At 64.0% G+C, this 25,264-nt stretch carries 27 protein-coding genes; 2 read left to right on the forward strand and 25 right to left on the reverse strand.

Going from position 1 to position 25,264, the window contains the following annotated elements:
• Positions 1-39: 39 nt before the first annotated feature.
• From HFK18_RS03575 to HFK18_RS03675, 21 genes are all read right to left on the reverse strand, one after another.
• Positions 40-909, reverse strand: a complete 870-nt coding sequence (locus HFK18_RS03575; RefSeq protein WP_180164433.1) for a hypothetical protein — start codon at positions 907-909, stop codon at positions 40-42.
• Positions 910-1,115: 206 nt separating this feature from the next.
• The gene (locus HFK18_RS03580) at positions 1,116-2,570 is read right to left on the reverse strand and encodes a SulP family inorganic anion transporter (protein WP_180164435.1); all 1,455 of its coding nucleotides are present in this window, start codon (positions 2,568-2,570) and stop codon (positions 1,116-1,118) included.
• 207 nt (positions 2,571-2,777) lie between these two features.
• Entirely contained in the window at positions 2,778-3,488 is a 711-nt protein-coding gene (locus HFK18_RS03585; protein WP_180164437.1) for a hypothetical protein, read from the reverse strand.
• The gene (locus tag HFK18_RS03590) at positions 3,488-3,805 is read right to left on the reverse strand and encodes a hypothetical protein (RefSeq protein WP_032978211.1); all 318 of its coding nucleotides are present in this window, start codon (positions 3,803-3,805) and stop codon (positions 3,488-3,490) included. Before HFK18_RS03590 ends, HFK18_RS03585 begins: the two co-directional genes overlap by 1 nt.
• The gene (locus HFK18_RS03595; RefSeq protein ID WP_257216060.1) at positions 3,805-7,293 is read right to left on the reverse strand and encodes a host specificity protein J; all 3,489 of its coding nucleotides are present in this window, start codon (positions 7,291-7,293) and stop codon (positions 3,805-3,807) included. Before HFK18_RS03595 ends, HFK18_RS03590 begins: the two co-directional genes overlap by 1 nt.
• The gene (locus HFK18_RS03600; protein ID WP_180164439.1) at positions 7,290-7,895 is read right to left on the reverse strand and encodes a tail assembly protein; all 606 of its coding nucleotides are present in this window, start codon (positions 7,893-7,895) and stop codon (positions 7,290-7,292) included. Before HFK18_RS03600 ends, HFK18_RS03595 begins: the two co-directional genes overlap by 4 nt.
• Complete coding sequence (locus tag HFK18_RS03605; protein WP_180164441.1) at positions 7,888-8,628, reverse strand: C40 family peptidase; 741 nt, start codon at positions 8,626-8,628, stop codon at positions 7,888-7,890. Before HFK18_RS03605 ends, HFK18_RS03600 begins: the two co-directional genes overlap by 8 nt.
• A gap of 62 nt (positions 8,629-8,690) precedes the next feature.
• Positions 8,691-9,386 (reverse strand): phage minor tail protein L, encoded by a 696-nt coding sequence (locus HFK18_RS03610; RefSeq protein ID WP_180164443.1) that lies wholly within the window; start codon positions 9,384-9,386, stop codon positions 8,691-8,693.
• 174 nt (positions 9,387-9,560) lie between these two features.
• Complete coding sequence (locus HFK18_RS03615; RefSeq protein WP_180164445.1) at positions 9,561-10,697, reverse strand: hypothetical protein; 1,137 nt, start codon at positions 10,695-10,697, stop codon at positions 9,561-9,563.
• 78 nt (positions 10,698-10,775) lie between these two features.
• Entirely contained in the window at positions 10,776-12,014 is a 1,239-nt protein-coding gene (locus HFK18_RS03620; RefSeq protein WP_180164446.1) for a hypothetical protein, read from the reverse strand.
• Between the two features lie 61 nt (positions 12,015-12,075).
• Positions 12,076-12,516 (reverse strand): hypothetical protein, encoded by a 441-nt coding sequence (locus HFK18_RS03625; RefSeq protein WP_180164448.1) that lies wholly within the window; start codon positions 12,514-12,516, stop codon positions 12,076-12,078.
• A gap of 1 nt (position 12,517) precedes the next feature.
• Positions 12,518-13,648, reverse strand: coding sequence for a hypothetical protein (locus HFK18_RS03630; protein ID WP_180164450.1), 1,131 nt, complete (start codon positions 13,646-13,648; stop codon positions 12,518-12,520).
• 71 nt (positions 13,649-13,719) lie between these two features.
• Positions 13,720-14,874 carry a hypothetical protein gene (locus tag HFK18_RS03635; protein ID WP_180164452.1) on the reverse strand — a complete coding sequence of 385 codons (1,155 nt, stop codon included), beginning with the start codon at positions 14,872-14,874 and terminating at the stop codon, positions 13,720-13,722.
• Between the two features lie 9 nt (positions 14,875-14,883).
• Complete coding sequence (locus HFK18_RS03640; RefSeq protein WP_100554442.1) at positions 14,884-15,213, reverse strand: phage tail protein; 330 nt, start codon at positions 15,211-15,213, stop codon at positions 14,884-14,886.
• On the reverse strand, positions 15,210-16,556 hold the full coding sequence (locus HFK18_RS03645) for a phage tail tape measure C-terminal domain-containing protein (RefSeq protein ID WP_180164453.1): 1,347 nt from the start codon (positions 16,554-16,556) through the stop codon (positions 15,210-15,212). The genes HFK18_RS03640 and HFK18_RS03645 overlap by 4 nt, the downstream gene beginning before the upstream one ends.
• A gap of 75 nt (positions 16,557-16,631) precedes the next feature.
• Positions 16,632-16,877, reverse strand: coding sequence for a DUF1799 domain-containing protein (locus HFK18_RS03650; RefSeq protein WP_257216061.1), 246 nt, complete (start codon positions 16,875-16,877; stop codon positions 16,632-16,634).
• A 62-nt stretch (positions 16,878-16,939) separates the two neighbouring features.
• Positions 16,940-17,248 (reverse strand): phage tail assembly chaperone, encoded by a 309-nt coding sequence (locus HFK18_RS03655; RefSeq protein WP_100554440.1) that lies wholly within the window; start codon positions 17,246-17,248, stop codon positions 16,940-16,942.
• Entirely contained in the window at positions 17,248-17,907 is a 660-nt protein-coding gene (locus tag HFK18_RS03660; RefSeq protein WP_100554439.1) for a phage tail protein, read from the reverse strand. Before HFK18_RS03660 ends, HFK18_RS03655 begins: the two co-directional genes overlap by 1 nt.
• A 70-nt stretch (positions 17,908-17,977) precedes the next feature.
• A complete protein-coding gene (locus HFK18_RS03665; protein ID WP_180164457.1) occupies positions 17,978-18,334 on the reverse strand; it encodes a DUF3168 domain-containing protein in 357 nt (118 codons plus the stop codon).
• Between the two features lie 23 nt (positions 18,335-18,357).
• A complete protein-coding gene (locus HFK18_RS03670; protein ID WP_180164458.1) occupies positions 18,358-18,708 on the reverse strand; it encodes a head-tail adaptor protein in 351 nt (116 codons plus the stop codon).
• The gene (locus HFK18_RS03675; RefSeq protein ID WP_180164460.1) at positions 18,705-19,217 is read right to left on the reverse strand and encodes a head-tail connector protein; all 513 of its coding nucleotides are present in this window, start codon (positions 19,215-19,217) and stop codon (positions 18,705-18,707) included. Before HFK18_RS03675 ends, HFK18_RS03670 begins: the two co-directional genes overlap by 4 nt.
• A gap of 382 nt (positions 19,218-19,599) precedes the next feature.
• Here HFK18_RS03675 and HFK18_RS03680 point away from each other — a divergent pair, with 382 nt between their 5' ends.
• Both HFK18_RS03680 and HFK18_RS03685 read left to right on the forward strand, forming a co-directional pair.
• Complete coding sequence (locus HFK18_RS03680) at positions 19,600-20,556, forward strand: cation transporter (protein WP_108266102.1); 957 nt, start codon at positions 19,600-19,602, stop codon at positions 20,554-20,556.
• A 111-nt stretch (positions 20,557-20,667) separates the two neighbouring features.
• Positions 20,668-21,093, forward strand: coding sequence for an organic hydroperoxide resistance protein (locus tag HFK18_RS03685; protein ID WP_004153735.1), 426 nt, complete (start codon positions 20,668-20,670; stop codon positions 21,091-21,093).
• 148 nt (positions 21,094-21,241) lie between these two features.
• Here the strand turns inward: HFK18_RS03685 and mmsB are convergent, their stop codons facing one another.
• The 4 genes from mmsB to HFK18_RS03705 are packed head-to-tail and all read right to left on the reverse strand — an operon-like array spanning position 21,242 to position 25,264.
• Positions 21,242-22,132, reverse strand: a complete 891-nt coding sequence (gene mmsB, locus HFK18_RS03690; RefSeq protein WP_089241468.1) for a 3-hydroxyisobutyrate dehydrogenase — start codon at positions 22,130-22,132, stop codon at positions 21,242-21,244.
• Positions 22,129-23,307 (reverse strand): enoyl-CoA hydratase/isomerase family protein, encoded by a 1,179-nt coding sequence (locus HFK18_RS03695; RefSeq protein ID WP_180164461.1) that lies wholly within the window; start codon positions 23,305-23,307, stop codon positions 22,129-22,131. Before HFK18_RS03695 ends, mmsB begins: the two co-directional genes overlap by 4 nt.
• Positions 23,304-24,101 (reverse strand): enoyl-CoA hydratase, encoded by a 798-nt coding sequence (locus HFK18_RS03700; RefSeq protein WP_100554433.1) that lies wholly within the window; start codon positions 24,099-24,101, stop codon positions 23,304-23,306. The genes HFK18_RS03695 and HFK18_RS03700 overlap by 4 nt, the downstream gene beginning before the upstream one ends.
• Positions 24,098-25,264 carry an acyl-CoA dehydrogenase family protein gene (locus tag HFK18_RS03705; protein WP_180164463.1) on the reverse strand — a complete coding sequence of 389 codons (1,167 nt, stop codon included), beginning with the start codon at positions 25,262-25,264 and terminating at the stop codon, positions 24,098-24,100. The genes HFK18_RS03700 and HFK18_RS03705 overlap by 4 nt, the downstream gene beginning before the upstream one ends.

Consider the following 25,264-nt stretch of genomic DNA (forward strand, 5'->3'; position numbering starts at 1 on the left):
GGTCAATGCTTCGATGCGCTGCACACGCCGGAGGCCCCGTCAGGGGGCCAGCATGCGCTTCTGCAGTTCCACTGCGCGATTGGCGTAGCGGTTGATGCGGCACGACTGCGCGTCCAGCGCCTGACCCACGCTCTCCGTGGCCGCACTGCAGCGCTTGTCGGTGTCCTCGGCCCAGTTGGCCTGCTCGTCCATCCAGCGGTCCTTGGCCGGGCCGTCAGGGCTGTCCATCAGCCGCGCAACCTGTGCTTCCAGCAGCGCTTTGTGGTGGGCGAGCTCGGTCGTATCGCAGACTTCCAGCTGGTCGTCCATGCCCCGGGCATCCTGCACGCAACGGGTGTATTCGGGCCGCAGCGTTGCCTGGGTATAGGAGGTATCGGGCGGAGCACTCTGCGCCAGCAATGCGTCAGCGCGGTTGGCCACCCGGAACAGGCGGCACTCCTGTGCCTTCTGCAGGTCATCCACCCCGGCATTGGCCGGAGCGGCGCAATGACGGTCGGTATCGCTGCGCCAGGTCGCCTGGGTGGCCAGGAACGCATTCTTCGCAGCAGCGTCGAGCCCGGTCACGGCTTTGCTGGCACCCTCCTGCAGGCGCCCTTCCTGATAGGCCAGTTCGTCCTTGCCGCAGGCCTGCAGCTTGCCCGCATCCTCCACGCCATCCACGCACCAGCCATAAGCCGGGCGCAGGCGACCGTCCGTGTAGGACGCATCGGGGTACCCGGAGGAATCACCAGACGCTGGATTGGGGGTCGCTGCCGGCGATGCCGCGGCGAGCGGTGCCGGGGTGGACGCCGCTTCGGCCGACGCAGGGGAAGACGGTGCCTGGCACGCGGTGAGCGCCAGGCACAGGGCCAGCACCTTCCAGTACCGACGGCCGGAGGCGATCTGTTCATTGCCCCGACGGGCATCCATTGCCTGCATTGCTTGTATCTCCCTTGCGTGTCGCCAGCAGTCGCTGGCAGGGAGGGGCCGTCCATCGGCCCCATCACGGGGGCAATCCTACGACAGCGGCGGTTTCAGATGGCTGACTGGATTCAGCTTGCGCGCACGGCATCGCAGAAATCCGGCTTGCCAGACCGATGCATGGATCCCGGCACAGGTTTGGACCGGGCGCGCGGTCAATGTGCGCCGCCGCGCCCTCCCACCCGTTCGATCAGCGTCTGGCTGGCGGCGTTGAGGCCGACAACGCTGACCTCGGCGCCGTGCGCAGCGAGCTTTTCCTGCGCGCGTTGCAGCGCTGCGACCGCAGTCAGATCCCACAGGTTGGCCTCGCGCAGGTCGATCTCGACCTTCGCTGCCACATGCTGGTAATCAAACGCCGCCCCGAGCTGTCCGGCCGAGGCGAAGAACACCTGGCCGCGTACACGGTAGACCTGCATGTCCGCGACGTCTTCGAGTTGCACGTCCAGCATGCGGCCCACCTTGCGGGCGAAGAACAGGGCGGACAACAACACGCCGCTGAGCACACCCTTGGCCAGGTCGTGAGTGGCCACGGTGACCACCACGGTCAGCAGCATCACCGCCGACGAACTGCGCGGATGCGTGCGCAGGTCACGCAGCGAGCGCCAGCTGAAGGTACCGATGCTGACCATGATCATCACCGCCACCAACGCCGCCATCGGAATCTGCTGCACCAGATCGCTGCCGTACACCACCAGCACCAGCAGCAGTACACCGGCCACCAGGCAGGACAGCCGGCCTCGACCGCCGGAGGTCACGTTGATGACCGACTGGCCGATCATCGCGCAGCCGGCCATGCCACCGAGGAAACCGGTGACCGTGTTGGCCAGGCCCTGGCCGACGCATTCGCGGTTGCGCTCGCTGGGCGTCTCGGTGATGTCCTCGACAATCTGCAGGGTCATCATCGATTCGAGCAGCCCGACCACCGCCAGCGTCGCCGACACCGGCAGCAGGATGCGCAGGGTTTCCCACGTCATCGGCACGTCGGGAATGAAGAAGTGCGGCAGGCTGTCGGGCAGCCGGCCCATGTCGCCAACGCTGCGCACGTCGATGCCGAACCCCATCACCACCGCTGTCAACACGGCAATAGCCACCAGCGGCGAAGGTACGGCTCGGGTGACCCGTGGCAGCAGGTAAATGATCGCCAGCGCGGCAGCGCACAGGACGTAGACGGTGGGGCCGCGGCCGATCAGTTCCGGCATCTGCGCCAGGAAGATCAGTATGGCCAGTGCGTTGACGAAGCCGGTGATGACCGACCGCGATACGAAGCGCATCAACGAACCGAGTTTGAACACGCCGGCCACTACCTGCAGCAGGCCGGCCAGGATGCTGGCGGCGAACAGGTACTGCAGGCCGTGATCACGAACGAGGTCGACCATCACCAATGCCATCGCACCGGTGGCAGCGGAAATCATGCCCGGCCGGCCACCGGCGATGGCGGTGATCACGGCGATGGAGAACGCGGCATACAGGCCGACCTTGGGGTCGACGCCAGCGATCAGCGAGAACGCGATGGCTTCGGGAATCAGCGCCAGGGCAACAACGGCGCCGGACAGCAGATCACCACGGAGGTTGCCGAGCCATTGCTGGCGCAGGGGATAGGACGTTTGCATGGAAAAGCTCCGCGCACACGCGGGCGGGGCCACGTGGCGCTGCAGTGGAAAGACACGGGTTCCTGAGCCGGATGGGCCGGCTGCCGAAGGGCGGCAAGGTTCAGGGTGGCGTGATCACTGCAGTGCGTCGTCTGGGAGCGTGGGAGGGGCGCAGTCTACGGGAAGGGGCCGGGGGGCTCAAATGGCTCCCCCGGCTGCGCGGCCGCGTCAGTAGGTGTGGGCCGCGATCAGGAAATTAGGTAGCTGCCCGGCAAAGCTCTGATAGGACGCTCCATTCAACGATCGTGGTCGATTTTCCCGGCGGCGACAGTAGTTCAAGCGTAGCTGCGAGCTATTCGGGGTATTGATGAAAGGCTGGTAGCGCATGTTGCCGCGCAGGGTTGGACCACTGCCATGGAAGGCATAGATGTCGTGGCAAAGGCCAATGTCGGACATGAGGTAGGCAAGGTTTTCCCCAGGGCCGTTGAACAGTGGCCCCTGACGCAAATTGTCGGTTGACATCTCGGTGAAGCTCGGCACGCTGGCGCCGGACTTGTCGACCAGGCCGGCTATGCGCAAAGGGCGATTGGACATGTCCCATTGAATGGAGCCATCTGGATTGAACACTTGCATACCGGTGCTCCCACTGACCGTTGCACGCCCCCAGGCCCACCAGTCAAAGCTGGTGGTGCCTTGTGCCATGTTCCAGGAAAAACCATTCGTGGAAGATGCCACCTGCGCGGATCCGCCATTGCAGCGGATGAACACAAGATACGGAACGCTCTGAGGCGGAAGGCTGACGTATCCGCCCACGCCATAAACAGATGGGTTGCTTGCAACCGCCTGCGTCCCCTTGGCGATAGCGAAAAAGACGAAAGAGTGCGCGTTCACCAGCACGGGGACGCCACTATCGTTGGTGACTTCAAGACCGACGGACATCAGAAGGTTCCATAGAAAATGTAAGTGGAGGGATTGGCGATCGGTGAGAAAGTGAACCGCATCATCAGCGTGTTGCCCCCATCAATGAATGACATGACGCCCATGTTCGGGGCGGAGAACTGATTTCCGTTCTGGTCCTGCCAGCTGTCGGAGGTCGGACTGGGCAGAATGGCAAATGGCTGCCCCAGCCCCGCCAGGCCGACCGGACTCTGGGAATTGCCGGTGATCGTCATGCCACCCATCACCTTTCCGGCCCGATCATTGGTGTCGAACCACATCTGCCCATCCGGGCCGAAAATCTGCATACCTGTTGCCATTACCAGATCCCCATGCGGACGCGCACGCGACCGCTGCTGTCGTAAACGTGGATGACACTGTCATTGATGGTCAGGCGGCCACCGTTCTCGGGGCCGCTCATCGTCAACGTGCCGTTCTTGTCGAGTCTCCATCGGGGCTGGCCATCGGCACCTACGGCGTTGGACTGGATTACATCGCCGATCATCGCGTTCTGGATCCAGCCATTGCCGATCAGTGCTTGGCTGATGAAGGTCTGCCCGCCCTGCACTACGAATGGCGCGCTGACCTGGCCGCTGTTGGTGTTGAACAACGCGAAGCGATCCGCCTGCATCAGGATCTGGCTCTGGTAGCTGCCATCAGGCTGCTGCTCCACACCCAGGCCCATACCGGCCATGTAGATCTGCCCGGCGCTGGTGATCTGTGCCTTGACCGTATAGGTCGCACTGACCTTCCCATCCAGGTTGACCACGGCCTGTGAGACCTGCTGCACGGCCGCGCTGACACCTTCAATCTTGCCAGGAACACCATCGATGGATGCCTCGACCGTATCCACCCGCTTGGCCAGCGCCGCGTCCTTCTCCGCCATTACGCTGTAGACGGTGATGGCACCGGCAGTGACGTCGTTCTCACCGACGTTGTAATCCTCCTCGCCCGCGCTGTGGTCACTGACCTGGGCGAACAATCCGTCGACCTTCTGACCCTGCGCGGCCACCTTGCCATCAACCTCGGTGACGTCCATCTCAAGCTGGTCGACACGACCAACAACGGCGCCAGCGTCAGCGATGGCATCACCCACATCCTTCCAGTGGGTACCGGGTGGCGTTTCGTTGCCCGCTGCGGTTCCCTGCCAGCTCCAGATCCGGCCGTCATGGATGACGGTCTGGCCCGGACTGTACGAAGCAGCCGCGTCCCAGACCAGCGGCAATACCTCGGTGACACGCTCGATCTTGTGCTGCAGTTGCTGGCCAAGTGCACTCTCGTTGATGCGACCGGCGAAGTACGCGTCATAGTCCGCCTGGTTGCTGCTGGACTCTCCCAGCACGCCAGCGCCCACGGGATGCCATGGACCAATGTTGCCGCTGCGATCAACCAGGCGGCCCCAGAACCAGAAGCGCGCGCCTGCTGCCAGGCCATTCATCTGGTGCCGCGCCTGCGGATAGGCAAAGTCGCCGAGCTTGATGGCCGCTGCACGGTCAGGACTGGTGCTGTACCAGAGCTCGGTACGCTCGGTATCGGTAGCGCCAACAGGGAACTGCCAGGCCAGTTCGATGCTGAACACACGACTTTGCGTGGTCAGCGATGTCAGCGCTGGCGGTGGCGTGGTCTTGCCCTCAATCGTCGTCAGTGCGCTGACCATCGGCTGCGACACCGCACCCAGCGCATTGACCGCACGCACCCGGGCCAGGTACTGGCCGGCATACACGCCACGCACTTCCAGGCTCTGCGTACCCACGCGACCGGCGCGTACCCAGTTGAGATCGCCACGACGCCATTCCACGTCATAGGCGATCGCTTTTTCTGCCGCATCCCATTCGATGGTAAGCATCGACGTGGCAATACCCTGATCGACCACGACATGCGAGGCCATCCGCACGTTGTTCGGCGGCGGCTGCACGCTGGGTGGCACGATGCTGATCGGCAGTTGCTCCAGGCGCGTACCATCGTCGATGGCAGCGTACTTGCCCGGCACATGCTTGAGCGCGGTGATCTGGTAGGTCAGCTCTTCGCCTTCACTGATCGACAGCACGCGGTACTGCTGCAGTGCCAGCTCCGGCGACTCCAATGCCCAGACCGACTGCGCGACCGGCACTGCCGACCATGGTGCAGTGACCATGACCGTATCGCCGTCAACCGACTGCACCGTGCGCGCTTCGGAATGGCCGTTGGGGAGCGTGGCGCGCAGGATGTCACCTGCTTCAATCTTCTCTGGCAACTGGTCCAGCACCAAGCTACGGGCACCCGCGCTGCGGATACGACCTGCGTTGCGGCGACCGGCGCGGTTCGGGTCGGCCACCTGGATCACGTCACCCGGCATGCAGCCCAGTGCATCGAGCCCCACGGAGAAGCTGATCGTCTCGGTCTCCAGCATCTCGGTATGCAGGATATGGTTGCCCACGCGCTGCGCCTGCGAGCGGGAATGGCAACCCACCGCCGTTACTTCAGTCTGGTTGATGCCATAGCGGGCAACACCAGGCAGATGCTGCACCACTTCCACCTTCTGCCGGCCGAAGTCATCCGGATCGATCCAGGACACCAGAGCGACGGTATGCCGCGCCGTACGGCTGCTGCCCGCATAGTGGAAGCGGCCTTCGATGACGTTGGCCTGGCTGTAGGTGAGCAGCGGGTCCTTGGGCATATCGGCCGAAGCCATGACCTGCCCGGCCGCATAAAAGCTGATGCCACGGAACATGGTGGCGATGTCCTGCAGCACCCTGTATGCCTCAGCGCGGGTCTGCAGGTACAGGCTGCAGGTGAAGCGCGGTTCCTTGCCGCCTTGGCCGTTGCTGACCAGCTCGTCGCAGTAGCGGGCGATCTGGTACAGGCGCCACTTGTCCACCCAGTCCAGCGGGATGCGATGTCCCAGGCCGAAGCGGTCGTTGGTGACGATGTCGAAGAACACCCACGCCGGGTTGTTGGTCCAGCCACTCTTGAAGGTGCCGTCCCACACGCCACTGTAGATGCGGCTGAGCGGATCGTAGTTGGACGGGATGCGCACGATGCGCCCCCACAACTGATAGGAGCGGGTTGGAATGTTCTGGAACTGGCTGGCATCGACCTGCACCGCCGCCAACGCGCAGTTGGGATAGCGCAGCTTGGCATCGATGATCTCGGTCATCGACAGCACATTGACGGTGTCGGCGATGGTGCTGCTGTTGGCGTTCGCGGTCAGCCGGCGGATGCGCACCTGCCACTGGCTGCCCGCCGGAAGATCGATGCGGCGGCTGCGCTCGTACTGGCTGGTGGTCTTGCCACTGAAGGCATCGTTCAGCACGGTGCTGAACGGGCCACCATCGGTGGACAGGTCCACCGCATACATGATGCGGTAGCCCTCGGTATCACCGTTCTCGGTGTTGGTCTTCTGCAGCGCGGGCACCGCAAAACGGATACGGACCGCTGACAGATCGGCACCGGACACGGTGCGTACCACGGGCGCATCGCTGCGCAGTTCGACGTTGACGCCGACTTCGTTCTCGATCGAGGGGAAGCCGCTGATGTGCTCCTGGTCCTGCGTACCCGAACGCGTCTGCACGTCCACGCCGGAGAAGTTCAGCGTGCCGTCCGGATTCTCGATCGGCACCTGGTCCAGGTAGATCGACTGCTTGCCGGCAACCAGGCCACGGATCTCGCCTTCACTGGCCAGGTCGATGATACGGGCAACCGCCATGGAATGCAGGCTGTCTGGCGTTTCCACCGGCGTGCGTGCATTGCTGGAGCCCTTTTTTGCACCGGCCAACGTGGGCATGGGTGCACTGCGCTCACGCTGTGCGGATTGAATGATCTGGTTCAAAACTGGTCCTCCGCCAGGATGCCGCCGCTGATCACGGCCGAGCCGATGAACATGCCTTTCTTGTCATGCCCGCCGTAAGCGACCGGTACGGGATTGCCCTGTGCCTGGGTGTTGACGGTGCCGTTCATGCTGTAGCTGGGGGCGTTGTCGGGGCTGTCTTTTGCCGCCAGCCCCTTGGGCTGGGGAGAGAGCATCTGCGTTACGCCGCCAATGACCATGGACACGCCCATCTTGATCATTGGCTCGCCGATTGCTCCGTATCCATAGGCCGATGCAATCGCGCCGACGACGATCAGAACGACACCCGCAATCGTCTGCAGCACACCGCCTCGTTTGCTACCCACCATCACCGGCGCGATACGGATATCGTCCTGGCCAGGCGGATCGTGCAACTGTTCCTTCGACAAGTTCTGCCTGCCAGCGAAAACGGCGAATTCAATGCCCTTGGACTTTGCACCCATCAGGTACTGCTGGAAGCCCGGCAGCATCACGCACAGTGCATGCACAGCCTCGGCTGGGCTGTTCACCGCCAGCCGGAACTTGCGCCCGAAGCGCGCACCCAGCTTGCCGTACAGGCGGATGGTACGAAGACGGTCAGTCATGGCGCACCTCGCGATGGCGGACGATGCAACGGGTGCGCTCGGCCCACATTCCGCCGTAGGGCACGGTTTCGGACAGGCGGCCATGCAGGTGATGCAGCATCTGCCCGTCGCCCAGGTAGACGCCGGCGTGATTGGTCACTGGCGAGCGGATCTGCATCAGGATCATGTCGCCCCGCCGCGGCTCGCCTTCGATCAGGTCGAAGCCTTCCGCATGCAGTCGCTCAAGGCTGTACAGGTCCTGGCCCTTGTCCCACCAGTCGTCGTCGCGGGTGTAGTCGGACAACGAGATGCCCAGTTCACGCTCGTGGAAGTCGCGTACCAGGCTGTAGCAGTCCAGCACACCGTGGGCGAACTGGCGGCCGACCAGCGGCGCGACATAGCCAGCCGGGTGGATGGTCTGCAGATCACCGCATTCGGGCGCCTCGCCGTCCACCTGGCCGACGCTGACTATGTGCCAGGTCAGGCCACTGTGCTCGCACATCACCCGATCCGCATCCGACGGTGTGGCCGCCGCGTCCGGATGGCTGTGCACCAGGGCCAGCACCTCGCCCTTGTCCTCGGCGACGGCATAGTCCTCGGCCGGCAGGCGGAAGTGTTCACTGGGCGTACCCGCAAGGTTGCGGCACGGCAGATAGTGCTCGTGGCCTTCGATGGCCACGATCAGCCCGCAGCATTCGCGCGGGTACTCGGCCACGGCGTGTGCCTGGATGGCCTGCAGGGTTGTAGGTTGCATGTTTCACCCATGAAAAAAGCCCGCGAGAGCGGGCTTGGAAGTGGAGAGTCGGAAGCGCTGGATCAGGAGCGAAGCAGACCGGCCGCCGGGAAGCCGCCATAGGGCAAAGGCTTGTCCTGGCCGAAGCGCATCTTGCAGCTGCGCACACGGCCGCCGCACTGGTCGCGGGCGGGATCGTCGGTGGCAACGTCGTCGCCATCGGCAACTGCGGGACCGTTGTAGCCGCAGTAAGGGCCGCGGTAGCCACCGCGTACCAGCCAACCGCACATGCCGGCGATGATCTGCCGGCCGGGCAGCTGTTCGCCGTTGAGATCGATGGCTGTGGTCAGCTCGAACTCCACCGTCTGCTTGTCTTCACCAATCTTGCGCTCGATGAACCAGACCTCGTCGGGGAAGTGCTCGGCGGGGTCGGCAGTCGGATTGCCCTCTTCGAAGTTGGCGGCATCCAGGTACTTGGCCAGCGTCTGCCGGCGTATGACGCGGGCGCCGACCAGATCATCGAACAGCAGGCACATCGCAGTGATGCGGCCATCGATGTTGCTGACCCGAAGCTTCGGGTTCGGCGGCTGGTCGCTGGTTCGTTCAAAGCCACTGGCCTCGATCGGCCATGGGCCGTATTCCTGACCTTGCCAGGTGATCACACCGCTCTGCAGGTGTGCGTGGAAGAACAGCTGGTCGGCACCGAAACTGCTGGCGTCCAGTTCGAAGACGGTAATGCGGCCACCCGGCTCAAGTTGCTGGGCATCGGCGGTGATCATGAGTGGGTCTCCTGTGTCGCGGCACGCAGTTCGCGTGAAAGTGGCAGGCCGGATGGTTCATTGCTGGGTGCCGGTTTCCCGGCGCCGCAAACGAGGACACGATGACCAGGCGGCAGGGATGCATTGGTGGTGAAACAGTGGAGCTGGCTGTGCCGGATGGCGGGTGTCTTCATGTCAAAGCTCCGCATCGCCGGAGACCAGGATCTGCGAAGTGGTGGACCACACCAGAACCGCGCCTGCGGCCTGCATGTTGCTGGAGAGGGACGCCATGACCGCCATATCGGGAGTGCCTTGCCATCCGGGCATGCCGCCGTCGAAATTGACGAGCTCGGCCACCCGTCCGAAGCCGACAAGGTTCAAGTGGCTGGATGATGAGGTAACAACGGGCGAGACGCGCTTGCGCACTTTGAACGGCACGCAGGCACGCGTGTCACCGTTGGCGGTATAGATGATACCCACCAGGCGATTCACATCAACCACTTCGTAGTAGCGTTGGCACAACAGCAGTTCCAGTGCCTCCGGCCGGCGATCGAAGTCGGTCGCGATATCGCCCTCCTCGATCTGTACTTCAGCCAGATAGACCACGCCACTCTTCTGCCCCGCCCCGAAGGCGCGGCCGGCGAAGGTGGCGCCGGCGTCAAGCCACAGGCTGAGCTGCAGGTAGTCGTCGGTTCCAAGGGTTCTGCCGGCGATGCCAGGGACGTCCACCGTCAACTGATGCCAACGCCACATCGTATCGAGCGTGATCGCACCGCCAATACTGTCAGCGGCCGTCGATCCATTGGTGCCGAAGGATTGCTGGAACTCAAGACCGACCTTGAAATTGTCGACCGTGGCCCGCGCCTTGAAGCTGATCGTGACCCGTTTCCCGGCGAACGTCCGCACATCCTCGATACGCTGCTGGACGAGTGCCATGTTGTCCGCACCTGCAGCGCTTTCAACAGCGAGCTTCAGCATGTGCCTGGAGCCCGCAAGCAACCTTCCACCCGCACCGCCACCTGCGGCGATATCGTCGCGTGACGCTGAGATGGTGCTGCCCTGCGCATTCACCCGCCATCGGTCTGCGGTGTAGCGCGCCCCTGTCGCAGCCGCGAAGGTGCTTCCACGTTGCCACACCCGGAAGTCGCCATTGATCAGGCGGTTGCGGCCTGCCATGCGGCTGTCCAGGCTGTCGACCGCTGCCTGGACCTCGTCCAGGCCCGCGTAGACGTCGGCGAAATTCTCGTTGACCTTGGTGAACGCCGGACGCTGTGTTTCCCCTCGCTTACCATTCGCTTGAATGGTATCGAGGTCGATGATCTTTCTAGCCATTGCTGTATTCCCGATTCTCGGCGATCCGCACTGCGGCGGGCCCTGGTGCTCTGGCCACTATGACCAGCGCTGAGTGCCTCAGATCTCGGCCTCGAAGATGATGCTGATGCCACCGGATTTCGGCGCGACATAGCCCGAGGCACCTGGTGACATGCCACCGGTTGCAACGCCAGCTGTGATCGCCGCGCCCGATACCGAAACCGGGATGACGTTGAAGGACGAGCCAGGAGCATTACCCCCGTTGATGCCAAATCCGGTCATGTTCACACCGCTGCCAAGGGTCCGCGCAGACGGTTTGCTGCGCATCGGCTGGAATGCCAACTGGCCTACGCAGTCGAACTGCCCCAGGGCCGTACACACTGAAAATGCGTCTCCTGCATTGATGTCGATGCGCTGCGCATACCAGCCACACAGCGCTGCTTCATGGGACAGAAGCCGGGTGTCATAGCCGGTCGCCGTGCCTCCCTCCTCCCACTGCAACTGCCCGAAGAACAGCTGCCCCGACTGCGCCCCGAGACCTGCGTTCCGCACGTCGAATCCGCTACCGGATGACAGCCATATGGCCACTGCCACGTAGTGATTCGTGCTCGCCACTGTCTTGCCGGAGACCGACGGCAGCGTGGTCGTCTTGCTGATGTGGTTGATACCCACATCCAGGCTGAAGACCTCTGCGTTCAACCCCAGTATCGTCTCTGAGCCACCGGTACCGAAATTCTGCAGGAACTCAACCGCGATCTTTCGCCCAGGTGCCCCCGAGTTGTAGACGGTGAAGGACACAGTGCTGAGCACGCCAGCAAACGTGCGGACATTCTCAACCCGTTGTTCGAACACAAAGTAGTGCCCGAAGGCATCGGTGTTGTCGTTCGAATTGGCACCCATCGAGAGACGCGCATCACCGAATACACCGTCCCCTGGCACATTGTTGTTTGCAAAAAGCCCAGCGTCGACCATCGATCCAATCTGAACGAACCACCGATCCGGACCATAGCCGGTCTGCGTCACCGGCGTTCCTCTTGTCCAGAAGTCGAAATTGCCATTGATAAGCCGGTTCTTGCCGGGAATGCGCCCATGAATGGCATTGTCAACGGCAGCAGGAAGCGTTCCTATGGCCGCTTGAACCTCCGCCTTTGCCTGGTCTGCTTCAGCCTGGATCTCCGTCTTCAGTTGCTCGACGTCTTCCACGATGGTCGCAACACTGCCCAAGGCGCCATACACCTCGGCGAAATTCTCGTTGATCTTGGTAAAGGCCGGGCGCTGTGTTTCACCCCGTTTACCATTCGCCTGAATGGTATCGAGGTCGATTATCTTTCTTGTCATGTTCTGGTCCTCGTTGCCTACGACATGCCTCAGGCACGATGGCAACAATGGCGTTTGTGGGTCACGAGGCAGCGTCCGCCGCTGGCCATTCGAATGCCTCGGGCTGTGGTAACAACACCTTCAGCTGCTCCCAGGTCTGCAGTCCGTGCGTGCACTCGATCGCCATTCGCTGCAGGGCAATGCTCACCGCATCACGCCAGGCGACCATGGCGGCAGCCTCCTGGGCAAAGCGCTGAACGGAGCTGTTGATGTAGCTGCAGCAACTCTCGATGGAGTCGTAGCCGCGCGCTTGAATGTGCGTCAGCATCCATTCCCACGCGTGCCCACGCAGCACCCGCTGATGTTCGGGCGAATTGACTACGTAAGGAGGCGGAGCCGGCTGCGCTACATTTCCGGCCATCAGCCACTCCTGGTAGCCCCCCCACATCCAATGTCCGCGAGGAATGAAGGTGCCGGTCTCCGTGCACTTGATGATGTCGGCTTGGTCGGTAAGTTGATACATGTCAGATCTCCGCGTCCGCCGTCCAATGGAAGGAGGAACCCCAGGTTCCCGCAGCCGAAACGTAATTGACCTGCGCGCCGGACTGGCCTGGATTGACGATCGCGGTAACTGTGCCAACGCCACCATCTGCACCCGCTATTCTGCCGGCCGCGCCGGTGACATCGCTGTAGACGGTGTAGGCCGGCGTCGCCCGCTTCAGCACCCGGCATCGGATATGCGATGTACTGCCTGCACCGACCGACCGGTCATAGAACTGGTTGTCTCGACCGGCACCATCGGCAGTTCCCGGAGCAACGTCGACGTTGTAGCTCTTCTCGTAGTAACGCTGGCACAGAAGCAGCTCCTCCGAATCGTTGCGATGCTCGTACTCGGTTGCCACGGCGCCCTTCTGCAGCTGCATGCAGGTGAACGAGAAGGAGCCAGACTGAGCCGTGAGCGCACCTGCGTAGGCCGCCGGTGCGGCCAGGTCCACGATCACATGGAGCTTGCTGTTCGGCCCCACTTTCTTGCCTGTGATGCTCGGCAGATCAACAGTGAAGGAGCGCAGGGATGCTGCCGTTCCGATCTCCTGTGCCTGGGCGTGAACGATGACGTCGGTCGATCCATTCGTCCCGAAACTCTGGATGAAGCGCACACCGATCTTCTTCCCGGGCGTGCTCGCCCAGGTCTGCATGCTCAACGTCACCTTCGAGCCTGCCAGTGTCTGTACACCTTCTACCGGCTGGGTGAAGAACGCCTCGGTGGAGGCCGTCGATCCGGAGAGATCGCAGTTCATGTAGCTGGCTACACCGAACTCCGGCGTTGCAAATTCCTGCCGGCTTGCCGCTATCTGCCCGGCACCGGTGCACACGATCTGGAACCTGTCCGGAACATACACCGCAAGAGGGGAAACAACCGTCCTGCTCAACCCTCGCTGCCAGAAGCGGAAGGCACCATTGATCAGGCGGTTCCCCGCTGAGATCCGCAGGCCGGTGGTCCCATCCAACGTCTCTCGGATTGCGTTCTGCACATCATCCAGACCGTCGTAAACCTCCGCAAAGTTCTCGTTGATCTTGGTGAACGCCGGGCGCTGTGTTTCACCTCGCTTTCCATTCGGCTGAATGGAATCAAGGTCGATCGTCTTTCTTGCCATTGCTGGTTTCCTGAAGTCTGGATGGCCGCGAGGTACAACGTCGTGGCCGTTGATGGGCTGGCATTTCCTGATCAGAGCTCAGCGTCGGCCCACCAGTGCCACCACCCGCCCCATCGGCCTGGGTTGTTGGTCCAGCTCACTTCGTAGCCGGATGGAGATGCGTAGTTGACCAGGCAGGGAACGCGGGAGATGTTGTCTTCCGCGATGTGTCCATCCTGCTGAATGTTGTCGGCCGAGATGATCATCACGTACGGATGGGCGCGCTTGCTGACCTGGAATCGCACGCTCTGGTAGTGGGCCGTCCCCTGGGTATTCAGCGAGAATGCCTCACGGCCCTCGTTGTGCGGCGTATTGGGCTGGATCTCCAGGTTGTAGCTCTTCTCGTAATAGCGCTGACACAGGGCCAGTTCCACGCCGGGTGGTCGCCAATCGAATCGCGTCGCGGCACGCCCGGACTCGACCTGGAACTGGGTGAAACCGAATGAGCCGTTCTGGCCTGCCAGTGCACCTCCGTAGCCACCGGCGCAGAGATCGAAGACCACGTAGATGTGGTCGTTACCGTTGCTACCCAGCTGCTTGCCCTTGGTGCTCGGCAACGTAACGGTAAGCGACTGCCGCGTTGCCCCGGTGGTCAACGTCAGCACACCCGCCTCGGTGGATGTCTGTGCCGCAGGCGATCCACCGGTTCCGAAATCCTGGATGACCCGCACCCCCACCTTGCGGCCGGCCACGTCGCCGTTCGCCCAGACCGAAATCGTGATTGCGCCGCCGGCACTGCGCACACCTTCGATCCTCTGCCCCATCCAGGCACCACTGCTGGCGACGGCCCCGGAGACCGTGCAGACAAGGATGGAGCGGGTGTCGTCCGGATAGCCGATCTGCTGGCCGTCATACACCACGCGCTGGATGTCCTGGCTGCAGTTCAACGCAGAGTTGGAGAAGCGATCGGCGAAGAATGTTTCCGCCCCGAGCGTTCCTGCCCCGCTGCCGACCCGGCCAGAGTTCCGGCGTTGCCAGAACTGCAGGCCACCGTTGATGAGGAGATTTCTACCCGGGACGCGCTCGGTAATGGCATCGTCCACGGTCTCCGGGATCTTCGCCACGTCGACCAAGGCATCGTAGACCTCCGCGAAGTTCTCATTGATCTTGGTGAATGCCGGGCGCTGTGTTTCACCCCGCTTTCCGTTCGGCTGAACGGAATCGAGGTCGATGATTTTCCTTGCCATTGCCATCTCCTACGGCTGGTACGTCTGTTCGAACGTCGCGGTGATGCTGAACACCGATCCACCCAGATGGCTGTCGGTATAGGTGTCGCAGCCGTACAGACCGGTTCCCAGCGGGCCTCGCCAGAAGAAGCTCTGGCCCACATGGCCATCCAGGAAGGCCACGATCTCGCTGATCGTCCTGCGATTGCCGACGAACTGCAGCTGGTAGCTGCGCAGGCGGGCATTGAGCCCATCCGGCGCGGCCTGTGCGTATCCATCGCCGAAGCGCGCACGCTTGACGGTGGCGGTGGTGGTGCCAGTGCTCTGGCTGGTTGCTGCCCAGGTAAAGGTGTCGGTCATCGTGCTGCACTCCTGCTGAGGACGCCGCCAGCCTTCATGTCACGCATCTGCAGGTCGCGGTACTTGCGTTCCACGAACTGGCCGATCTCGTTGCCGAACTGCTGCAGCATGCTTTCGTTGCTGGTGACTTCCTTGCCGCCGTTGTTGTCGATGCGGATGCTCACACCCACTCCACCGCTACCGCCACCGCCGTGCGCGGCCACTCCGAGACGACCGTCCGGCCCGCGCTGCAGCGGCATGATCGCTTCCGGTCCCGCTTCACCGAATACGCCGGCGCCTTTGGCGAAGGCGAACAACTGCGGAGTGTTGTAGATGCCACCGGAGTAGGCCGACAGGCTGGGCGACTGGTAGACACCGCCCTTGGCATTGGCCTCCACCCCCGTGCCATAGCCGAGCAGGCCCGTGATCTTTTTGACGCCCCAGACGATTGCCTGCTGGATGGCGATCATCTTGAGGTCGGCGATGATCGACTTGGCCAGTTCCTTGTAATTGGACTTGCCCGTCTTCACGAAGCTCTGCAGTGCCGCCTCGGCTCCGGTGAATGCCTTGGAAAATGCATCCTGGGTGGACTTGGCGGAGTTCTCGGTCTTTTCCATGTAGTCGCCGAGCGCGCTGCCGAAACCCTTGCGGAACCCCGACAGACCCTTGGCGTCCTTGTCGTCCTTGCCGCCCTTGCCATCGCCGGCCTTGGCGTCCTTGGGAGCTGCCAGGACCGTTGCGGCCGCCGCCTCCGTCGCTGTGTCCTTGGGCGTCAGGTCGACCCCCATCAGGCCGGCGATCTTCCTCGCCCCCCAGACCAGCGCCTGCTGTGCGGCAATCACCTTCAGGTCGGACAGGATGGACTGGGCCAGCTCCTTGTACTTGGACTTGCCGGTGGTCACGAAGCTGCGCAATGCTTCGTCGGCGCCGGTGAATGCCTTGTCGAAGGCCTTCTTGGCGGCCGTGGCGGTGTTTTCGGTCTTTCCGATGTAGTCACCGAGCGCGCCACCCAGGCCCTTGCGGATGCCCGCCAGGCCCATGTCGTCCTTTTCCGCCTTTTCTTCCTTCTTCGCGGCCTTGCCTGCGTCACCGCCCGCTGCGGCCGCGCCGCCCTTCGCTGTCGCCTGCATCTGCGCGCTCAGGGCGGCCAGCTGCGTGGACAGTGCGGTGACCAACGAGGCGCTGGTGGTCAGCACAGCGTTGAATGCCTGCTGCACCGTATTGATCTTTTCCAGCTGTCGCTGGAATTCCTGTGTGGTGCTGGTCATCTCGGTCATGCTGCGCCTTGCCGCCTGCATGGCTGTTTCCAGTGCGTTGCTGGCCTCCACGGTGGCCCGTGTGCTGCCAGGCGATGTAGTGCTCATTGAGTGTTCCTCGGGAGAGTCGGCTCCGCATCGGCGGAGTCGGGACCGGCCATCAGCGTTGCCGCGATGGCCGGCTCATTCCTGTTGCATCTGCTCCAGGGCAGCGCGTTCGATGACGCGGATGGCCGCCATCACCTCGTCGTACTGATCGCTGTCGAGCGTTTCGCGCTGCAGCTCCTGGTAGACCACGTTGTAGTCCAGCCCGATCGGGCCACCTGCGCCGACGCGCCACTGGGTGGCAACCCGCGAGAAAAGTTCGATGGGAAGCACGCACTCCGGCCACAACTCGACCTGTGGTGGCGGAAAGTGCTTTGCCTTCAATCCAAGCTGCGTCAGCTCGGATTCGGTGGGGGCCCGCCAGTACAGGGCCCCCACCGCCTCGATCAGTTTCCCTTGCGTGCGACCTGCAGGGCCTGGGTGTAGCCACCGATGATCGCGCCATCAAGGCCGGCCTGCTGCTGCAGCGCCAGCTCGACGCCGGCGGTGTCCAGCGCCACATCGGCATCCCAATCCACCACGATGTCCAGGATCGCCTGTGCCACGCTCAGCTCGTCCTCGGCCAACCGCTCCAGCAGACTGGCGTAGTCAGCCACCGGCAGATGACGGTAGGTCAGGTTGAGCTTCTGCTCGCGACCGTGACCGATGATGGTCAGGGTGCTCCTGAAGCTCTCCGGCGCCTTTACCTGGAACATCAGGCGCCCTCGACCAGGATGGAATCGGCCAGCGCGGTGAAGGTCGCGGTGGTACCCATCGGGGTGTTGGCGGCCATGGTCGGGTCGCCGTTGTAGCTCAGGTAGCCGTACCAGTACAGCACGTCGCCGCCGACCAGCTTGGCACGCAGGATCACCGGTTCGCCCTTGGCGTCGACGTTCTTCAGGGCCGAGTACCACGGCTTCTTCGGATCGTAGAACAGCGGCAGGGTGATGGTCTTGGCGTTCTTGAAGGTCGGCATCTGCACCTGGCGACCGGTCGGGTCCTCCAGCAGCGTGCCGCTCCAGTACTGCTGCTCGCCACCGGCGGTGGTCGGGTCGCCCTGCTGGTCCAGGTCGACGAAGACACCGGCCTTGCGCAGCACGCCGGCACCGCTGGTGGCGGGGAACAGCACGTTGTCGGTGGTGTCGATGCCCAGCAGTTCAACGCTGCCGGTGGCTTCAGCACCGGCACGGGTCGCGCGGTTGTTCAGTGCCGGCCAGCCCGGCAGTTCAATGACCACCACATCACCGGTGTCGACGCTGTTGGCAGCGACGCTGGCCAGTGCCGGCGCGGCCTTGGAGATGGCGGTGGTAGCGATGGCGGTGGAGATGACCGGTGCGAAGCCGAACTGGGTGCCCTTGGGGAGCTTGAGTGCCATGGTGTATTTCCTCGTTGGATAAGAAAAACCCGGCGGTTGCCGGGTTGGGGTGTTGCACGGATGAAGCGGTTTACAGGTCGGCGTACCACAGGCCGAAATCGAGCCGCGCGCCGTACTTGCGCAGCACGGGTTCATGCACGGCGATTGCAGCGCCGAATGACTCGGCCGTCGGCAGACCGGCGCATACCTGATCTTCGATGTCGCGGATCAGGGTGTTGGCCTGGGCACGGGTATCGGCCCAGACGGTCAGCTGCACGCGAGCGTGCTTCTGTCCGGGAATGGAACCTTCGTTGAACCACACGGACTGTCCACCCACCTGCTGGTAGACAGCACACGGGTAGATGACTGGTTCCGGCGGAACATCGGGATGCAGCCGGCCCTGCAGCAGGGGGCCCAGCAACGCATGCAGCTGTGCTTCGTAACTCATCGCAGTGTCCTGGTTGGCGTCACTCAGGCCGTGCCTGAAGACTGTTCGGTGAACAGCACCGTGGTCTGGCGCCGACTGAAGTCCGGGGCAACACCGGTGATGTCGAAGACCCTGCCGTCGTGCACGATGCGCATGCCGGCCTGGATGCCGGCCTGCCGCGCGGCCGCAAGGCGGACATGGAACCGCTGGCGGCGGATCGTTGCCGGCAGTCGGCTGTCAAGCGTCAGCCGCTGCACGCTGTCGGTGGCATCGGCGGTGATGGCGGTCCATAGTTCCGCCACCGGCTGCCAGGCATCCAGCGGCTGTCCCCACGCATCGAGTCGACCGTCCTGCCGCTCGATCCGGATGCGACGGTTGAAGTGTCCGGCGTTCATGGGGTCGCCGCCAGTCGGTAGGGATCGAGCAGCGCGGCGACGCCAAACGGCAGCGCCATCGCGATGGCGACACTGCCAATCGGCACGTCGATGGCGGACGTGGAAACCACCACCGCTTCCCGATGCGCATACAGATGGCCCAGCAGCAGGCGCACCGCAGCGCGGATGCTGTCGTTGGCCGGCAGGCCCTGCAGCAGCTGCGCGCTGCGCTCGGTGGCCACGGCCAAGCGGCGATCAGCAACGTCGCGCATGGCCTTGGCCTTGGCCGCGTTGGTCTCGGCATTGGCGGCGGCAACCGCGGCTTCATGCCCGGTCACCGCCGCCGCCATGTCCTGCGGCAACTGGTCAAGCGCCAGGTCCAGTGCCGCCTGGTCGGCAAACAGCGTCCGTCCCAGGTAGGCCGACGCCGCGTCGGTTGCGGCCGCCAGCAGGTCGCCCAGGATGGCGTCGTCGTAGTCGCCGTCGATACGGCAGTGCGTGCGGCACTGCTCAAGTGTCAGCAGGGGCATCGAATCCTCCTTCGTTGATGGATGTTGGATGCCCCGACCCTGCGCACGCGGCTACGCCGCACGCTGTCATCTAGGACGGCGCGAAAAGGGGCAGGGTCGGGGCGGAAACAGAAACGGCCCCACCAGGAATGGCAGGGCCGCAAGCACGATGACAGGGCGCCGCAGGCGGCGTAAACGCAAAAAGCCCCCGGCGGTCGCCAGAGGCTTGTATGTCATCGTGGTTGAAAAGATACGCTGCAGGTGTGCACCCGTCAATCCGTAAACCGTCACCAGTCTGGTGACTTTTCCGGGGCCTGCGTCAGTGCGGCCACAGAGGCGTGCGGTGGTCTGGATAGAATGGTGTAGCGCCGCTTCCGCAGCGCGTTCACCGCTGGATTCCCGGATGCCTGCCACCACCGAACGCTACTTCGATACACGCACCGAACAGGGCGTGCTACGCCTGTCCATCGTCGGCTCGCTGCTGTTGGCTGCAGCGGCGGTGGTGTTCGGCCTGCTGGCCAATTCTTCGCTGATCATCTTCGATGGCATCTACGGCCTGATCGACGTCGTGATGACCTGGTTGTCATTGCTGGTCGCGCGGCTGATCGCGCTGTCCACCCAGACCGACGCCCTGCAGTCGCGCCTCAACCAGCGCTTCACCATGGGGTTCTGGCACCTGGAACCGATCGTGCTGGGAGTGAGCGGTACGTTGATGATCGGCGCGGCGTTGTATGCGCTGGTCAATGCGGTCGATGCGTTGATGTCGGGTGGGCGGCAGATCGCGCTTGGCCCCGCGATCATTTTCGCGGCGCTGTCGATCGTGGCCGAGAGCGCACTGGCCTGGTTCGTGCTGCGTGCGAACCGGCGCATCGGCTCGGAGTTCATCGCGCTGGATGCGAAGAACTGGGTGATCGCCGCGAGCATGTCGGCCTGCTACCTGGCGGCCTTCCTCGGCGGTGTGCTGGTGCACGGCACGTCGTGGGCATGGGTCGGACCGTACATCGATCCGGCCATCCTGGCGTTCGTCTGCGTGCTGGTGATGATCGCGCCGCTGGGCACGGTGCGGCGTGCGCTGGCCGGCATCCTGCTGGTCACGCCGCCGGAACTGCAGGCGCATGTCGATGCGGTCGCGCGGGCGATCGTTGCAAAGCACGGCTTCGTCGAACACCGCAGCTACGTGGCGCAGGTAGGCCGTGGCGAACAGATCGAGCTGTTCTTCGTGGTGCGCGAGGACGACCCACCGCGGCCCCTGCTGGAGTGGGACCACCTGCGCGACGAAATCGGTGATGCGCTGGGCGAATCATCGCCGGACCGCTGGCTGACCATCATGTTCACCACTGACCGGGAATGGACGATCTAGGCTGACAGGACGTTCAATCAAATTTTTCGGACTTGTTGTAACCCAACGTGTGCAGAATCCGGGCAAAGTAGGCTCCAACGCACCACCCACCCACTGACCAGGAGCATCCCGATGTCCATCGAAAAGGTTCTGTACACCGCCCAGGCCACCTCCACCGGCGGCCGCGAAGGCCGTTCCGTGTCCTCCGACAACGTGCTGGACATCCAGCTGTCGACCCCGCGCGAGCTGGGCGGCGCTGGCGGCCCCGGCACCAATCCGGAACAGCTGTTCGCTGCGGGCTATTCGGCCTGCTTCCTCGGCGCACTGAAGTTCGTCGCCGGCCAGGCCAAGGTCGCACTGCCGGCCGACACCACCGTGACCGGCAAGGTCGGCATCGGCCAGATCCCGACCGGTTTCGGCATCGAAGCCGAGCTGACCATCAACGTGCCGGGCGTGCCGCGCGAGCAGGTGGAAGAACTGGTGCAGAAGGCGCACATCGTCTGCCCGTACTCCAACGCTACCCGCGGCAACATCGACGTGACGCTGATCGTTGCCTGATGCGGTGATGCCGGCCAGCGGCCGGCACTACCAAACGACTGGGCAAAAAAAAGGGCGGATGCCGGTCGAAACCGTGCATCCGCCCATCCCACCTTCGCTGTCCCGCAAGGGGGCATGAGGTTGCCGGCCAGCGGCCGGCACTACCAGGTCACTTCTCGCTCGTAATGAGCTGCACGACGCTGGAGAAATCCAGCTTGCCGCGCCCGGCCTGGTGATTCATCGAATACAGATTGCGGGCCACTTCACCCAGCGGGATCGAGGCGCCGACGCTCATCGCCGCTTCCACCGCAAGGCCCATGTCCTTCAGCATCAGGTCGCTGCCGAAGCCGCCGCTGTAGCCGCGCGACGCCGGTGCGTTCTCCAGCACGCCCGGCCAGGGGTTGCACACTTCGGTAGCCCAGCTGCGGCCAGTGCTGACCGCCATCATCTGCGACAGCACCTTGGGGTCCAGCCCGTGCGCCACGCCAAGCGCGATGGCTTCGCCGGTGACGGCCATGATCACACCCAACGCCATGTTGTTGCACAGCTTGGCAACCTGGCCGGCGCCACTGGCGCCCACATGGAAGATGTTCTTGCCCATTGCCTGCAGCACCGGGCGGGCGCGTTCCAGCGCGTCCTCCTCACCACCGACGATGAAGGTCAGCGTGCCAGCCTGCGCGCCAGCAGTGCCGCCGGACACCGGCGCGTCGATCATCTGCAGGCCTCGTGCGGCGGCCGCTTCGGAAACCTTGCGCGCGCTGGCCGGGGCGATCGTGCTGCAGTCGATGACCAGCGCACCGGCGGGAATCGCGGCAAGGATGCCGTCGTCGCCCAGGTACACGCCTTCGACATGGCGACTGGCCGGCAGCATCGAGATCACCACCTCGGCGTCAGCCAGGGTTTCGCGTGCCGATGCAGAAGCACTGGCGCCCGCGTCGACTGCGGCCTGTACAGCAGCCGGCACCAGATCGAACACGCGCACGGTGTGGCCGTTCTTGACCAGATTGGCGGCCATCGGGCCACCCATGTTGCCCAACCCAATGAATGCAATGCGGCTCATGCCAGGCTCCTTTCAGCGACAGGGGTACCCAGGTCGGCCAGCGGATGCGCGGCATCGGCCCAGGGAGAAGCGAAGAACGTATCGGCCCATGCGCGGCTGGCATCGACCAAAGTGGCCGGGTTCCACGATGGAGTGCGGTCCTTGTCGATCAGCAGCGCGCGGATGCCTTCGGCAAAATTGCCATGCGCAGCACAATGCAGGGCCGTGATGTATTCCAGCCGGTACACGCTCGCCAGGTCCTGACCAGCACTGCGGCGCTGCAGTTCGAAGGCCAGCCGTGCCGAACCCGGCGCACCGGCAGCCAGCGTCTTCTGTGCGGCCTGCAACCAGGCATCATCGGTCTGCAGGGTGCTGATGCGTTCGACGATGGCGGCGAGATCATCGCCTTCGCACAGCGCATCGACCTGCGCGGCATTGGCCAGCAGCGGGCCGGTAGCCGCGTCGCTGGCGAACGACAGCAGCAGCTGTGACAAGCGTTCGTGGTTGCGTGCGGCATCGGCCGACCACGCGACCTGCAGAAGCGCATCGAACACCGCGCTGCGGCGTTCCTCGGCCACGTGCACGTCGGCCAGGCCGGCATAGATCGCATCGCCGGGGTTGAGCAGCGCACCGGTCAGGGCCAGGAACAGGCCGCCGTTGCCCGGCACACGCGGCAGCAGCCAGCTGCCACCCACGTCCGGGAACAGACCGACAGTGATTTCCGGGAAGGCCAGCTTGGAACGCGCGCTGACCACGCGATGGCTGGCGCCGGACATCAGACCGATGCCGCCGCCCATCACGATGCCATGGCCCCAGCACAGGATCGGCTTGGCGTAGGTATGGATCAGGTAGTCGACGCGGTACTCGACGTCGAAGAACTCGGCGGCGTAGTCGTTCTCGCGGATGTCCGTGTGGCCGGCCTCGCGGTAGGCGAGCATGCTCTGGTACAGGCTGTGCAGATCACCGCCGGCACAGAATGCCTTTTCGCCGGCACCCTGCAGTACCACCAGCGCGATGCCGTCGTCGTCAGCCCAGGCGTTGAGCTGCGTCAGCAGCAGATGTGCCATCGGCAGCGAGAAGCCATTGAGCGTACGCGGTGCGTTGAGCGTGGCGATGCCGATGCGCGTGCCGTTGCCAGCGGCGCGTTCTTCGAACAGTACCGGTGCTTCGGCAACGTTCGTGTCAACCGCGGTCATGCGTTCTTCCACTGCGCGGCGCGCTTTTCAAGGAAGGCACTCACGCCCTCGACCTGATCGGCGGTGTCGAACAGATCGACGAAGGCCTCGCGCTCGGCCACCAGTGCCGACGCATGGGTGCCGGTGCGGGTGGACTGCACCAGGGTCTTGCAGGCGGCGATGCTGGTCGGGCTCTGCTTGCCAGCCTTCTTCGCCCATTCCAGTGCCAGCGCCTTGGATTCGCCCTTGCCGACCTTTTCTTCGGCCAGGCCAATCCGCACCGCGGTCTCGGCGTTGATGCGCTCGCCGAGAAGGATCATGCGCTTGGCCCAGCCCTCGCCGACCAGGCGCGGCAGGTTCTGGGTGCCACCGGCGCACGGCAGCAGGCCAACGGTGGCCTCCGGCAGCGCGACCTGGGCGTGGTCTTCGATGATGCGCAGATCGCAGGCCAGCGCGCATTCCAGGCCGCCGCCCATGGCGTAGCCGTTGATCGCGGCAATCGATACGCCACGGAACGCGGACAGCGCCTCGAAGGCTTCACCGAAACGGCGCGCCGCTTCGCGTGCGGCCGCCTTGTCGCCGGAGGCAAACTGGTTGAGGTCGGCACCGGCGGAGAAGAACTTCTCGCCGTCACCGGTGATCACCAGCGCGTAGATGTCGCGGTCTGCGTTCAGCGCGCCCACCAGGTCGCGCAGCGCCGACAGGCTGTGCACGGTCCAGGTATGCGCCGGCGGGTTGTTCAGGGTGACCACGGCGGTGTGGCCATCGGCCTCGACCTTCAGGCCCACGTGCTCCTGGGTACGCCAATCCTTCATCGCAGTTCCTCTTCGGTGTTGAGCAGGTGACGGGCAACGATCACCCGCATGATCTCGTTGGTGCCTTCCAGGATCTGGTGCACGCGGCTGTCGCGCAGCAGGCGCTCGATCGGATATTCGCGGATGTAGCCGTAGCCACCGTGAATCTGCAGGGCTTCGTTGCAGATGTTGAAGCCGGCATCGGTGGCAAAACGCTTGGCCATCGCGCACCACACGTTGGCATCGCTGGCACCGGCATCGAGCTTGCGCGCAGCGGTATGCACCATCTGCCGCGCCGCGACCAGCTCGATGGCCATGTCGGCCAGCTTGAACTGCAGTGCCTGGAATTCGGACAACGCCTTGCCGAACTGGCGGCGCTCGCCCATGTAGCGGCGCGCTGCATCCAGCGCACCCTGCGCAGCACCCAGCGAGCAGGCGGCGATGTTGATACGGCCACCATCGAGCCCCTTCATCGCCAGCTTGAAGCCGCCGCCTTCCTCTCCCAGAAGATGGCTGACCGGCACGCGGACGTTTTCGAAGGTGATGCCGCGGGTGGGCTGGCTGTTCCAGCCCATCTTCTCTTCCTTGCGGCCGTAGCTGATGCCCGGCAGGTCGGCTGGCACGGCGATCGCGCTGACCCCGCCTGCACCAGCACCGCCGGTGCGTGCCATCACCACCAGCAGTTCGGTGGCACCGGCGCCGGAAATGAAGGCCTTGGAGCCATTCAACACGTAGAAATCGCCATCGCGCACAGCGCTGGTCTTCAGCGAGGCCGCATCGGAACCGGCACCCGGTTCGGTCAGGCAGTACGAGGCCAGCTTGCTGCCCGATGACAGGTCATTGCCCCAGGCATCGCGCAGGGCCGGCTGGCCCCACGTGGACACCATCCACGACGCCATGTTGTGGATGCTGATGTAGGCCGCGGTCGACGGGTCGACGTTGGCGAGCTCCTCGATGACGACGGCGGCGTCCAGTCGGCTCAGGCCGCTGCCGCCCACTTCCGGGTCCATGTACAGACCGCAGAAGCCCAGTTCACCGGCCTTGGCGATCGCCTCGCGCGGAAAGATGCCCTCCGCATCCCATCGCGCGGCGTGCGGCGCCAGTTCGGCCTGTGCGAAGTCGCGCGCCGCTTCGCGGTACGCCTGCTGCGCTTCTTCCTGTTCCGTCGTCATCGAGTGGCTCAT

It is taken from the genome of Stenotrophomonas sp. SbOxS2 (genome assembly GCF_013416715.1).
GTDB lineage: Bacteria > Pseudomonadota > Gammaproteobacteria > Xanthomonadales > Xanthomonadaceae > Stenotrophomonas > Stenotrophomonas lactitubi.

Coding starts and splice junctions, on each gene's coding strand:
- HFK18_RS03655 (WP_100554440.1), bottom strand. CDS start 17,248: ATGTTCCAGGTAAAGGCGCCGGAGAGCTTCAGGAGCACCCTGACCATC.
- HFK18_RS03705 (WP_180164463.1), bottom strand. CDS start 25,264: ATGAGCCACTCGATGACGACGGAACAGGAAGAAGCGCAGCAGGCGTAC.
- HFK18_RS03590 (WP_032978211.1), bottom strand. CDS start 3,805: ATGGCAACAGGTATGCAGATTTTCGGCCCGGATGGGCAGATGTGGTTC.
- HFK18_RS03640 (WP_100554442.1), bottom strand. CDS start 15,213: ATGACCGACACCTTTACCTGGGCAGCAACCAGCCAGAGCACTGGCACC.
- HFK18_RS03685 (WP_004153735.1), top strand. CDS start 20,668: ATGTCCATCGAAAAGGTTCTGTACACCGCCCAGGCCACCTCCACCGGC.
- HFK18_RS03695 (WP_180164461.1), bottom strand. CDS start 23,307: ATGACCGCGGTTGACACGAACGTTGCCGAAGCACCGGTACTGTTCGAA.
- HFK18_RS03625 (WP_180164448.1), bottom strand. CDS start 12,516: ATGTATCAACTTACCGACCAAGCCGACATCATCAAGTGCACGGAGACC.
- HFK18_RS03580 (WP_180164435.1), bottom strand. CDS start 2,570: ATGCAAACGTCCTATCCCCTGCGCCAGCAATGGCTCGGCAACCTCCGT.
- HFK18_RS03680 (WP_108266102.1), top strand. CDS start 19,600: ATGCCTGCCACCACCGAACGCTACTTCGATACACGCACCGAACAGGGC.
- HFK18_RS03645 (WP_180164453.1), bottom strand. CDS start 16,556: ATGAGCACTACATCGCCTGGCAGCACACGGGCCACCGTGGAGGCCAGC.
- HFK18_RS03670 (WP_180164458.1), bottom strand. CDS start 18,708: ATGAACGCCGGACACTTCAACCGTCGCATCCGGATCGAGCGGCAGGAC.
- HFK18_RS03665 (WP_180164457.1), bottom strand. CDS start 18,334: ATGAGTTACGAAGCACAGCTGCATGCGTTGCTGGGCCCCCTGCTGCAG.
- HFK18_RS03660 (WP_100554439.1), bottom strand. CDS start 17,907: ATGGCACTCAAGCTCCCCAAGGGCACCCAGTTCGGCTTCGCACCGGTC.
- HFK18_RS03605 (WP_180164441.1), bottom strand. CDS start 8,628: ATGCAACCTACAACCCTGCAGGCCATCCAGGCACACGCCGTGGCCGAG.
- HFK18_RS03620 (WP_180164446.1), bottom strand. CDS start 12,014: ATGACAAGAAAGATAATCGACCTCGATACCATTCAGGCGAATGGTAAA.
- HFK18_RS03610 (WP_180164443.1), bottom strand. CDS start 9,386: ATGATCACCGCCGATGCCCAGCAACTTGAGCCGGGTGGCCGCATTACC.
- HFK18_RS03615 (WP_180164445.1), bottom strand. CDS start 10,697: ATGGCTAGAAAGATCATCGACCTCGATACCATTCAAGCGAATGGTAAG.
- HFK18_RS03635 (WP_180164452.1), bottom strand. CDS start 14,874: ATGGCAAGGAAAATCATCGACCTCGATTCCGTTCAGCCGAACGGAAAG.
- HFK18_RS03630 (WP_180164450.1), bottom strand. CDS start 13,648: ATGGCAAGAAAGACGATCGACCTTGATTCCATTCAGCCGAATGGAAAG.
- HFK18_RS03700 (WP_100554433.1), bottom strand. CDS start 24,101: ATGAAGGATTGGCGTACCCAGGAGCACGTGGGCCTGAAGGTCGAGGCC.
- HFK18_RS03585 (WP_180164437.1), bottom strand. CDS start 3,488: ATGTCCGTCGGTCTTGAAGTCACCAACGATAGTGGCGTCCCCGTGCTG.
- HFK18_RS03575 (WP_180164433.1), bottom strand. CDS start 909: ATGGATGCCCGTCGGGGCAATGAACAGATCGCCTCCGGCCGTCGGTAC.
- HFK18_RS03675 (WP_180164460.1), bottom strand. CDS start 19,217: ATGCCCCTGCTGACACTTGAGCAGTGCCGCACGCACTGCCGTATCGAC.
- mmsB (WP_089241468.1), bottom strand. CDS start 22,132: ATGAGCCGCATTGCATTCATTGGGTTGGGCAACATGGGTGGCCCGATG.
- HFK18_RS03600 (WP_180164439.1), bottom strand. CDS start 7,895: ATGACTGACCGTCTTCGTACCATCCGCCTGTACGGCAAGCTGGGTGCG.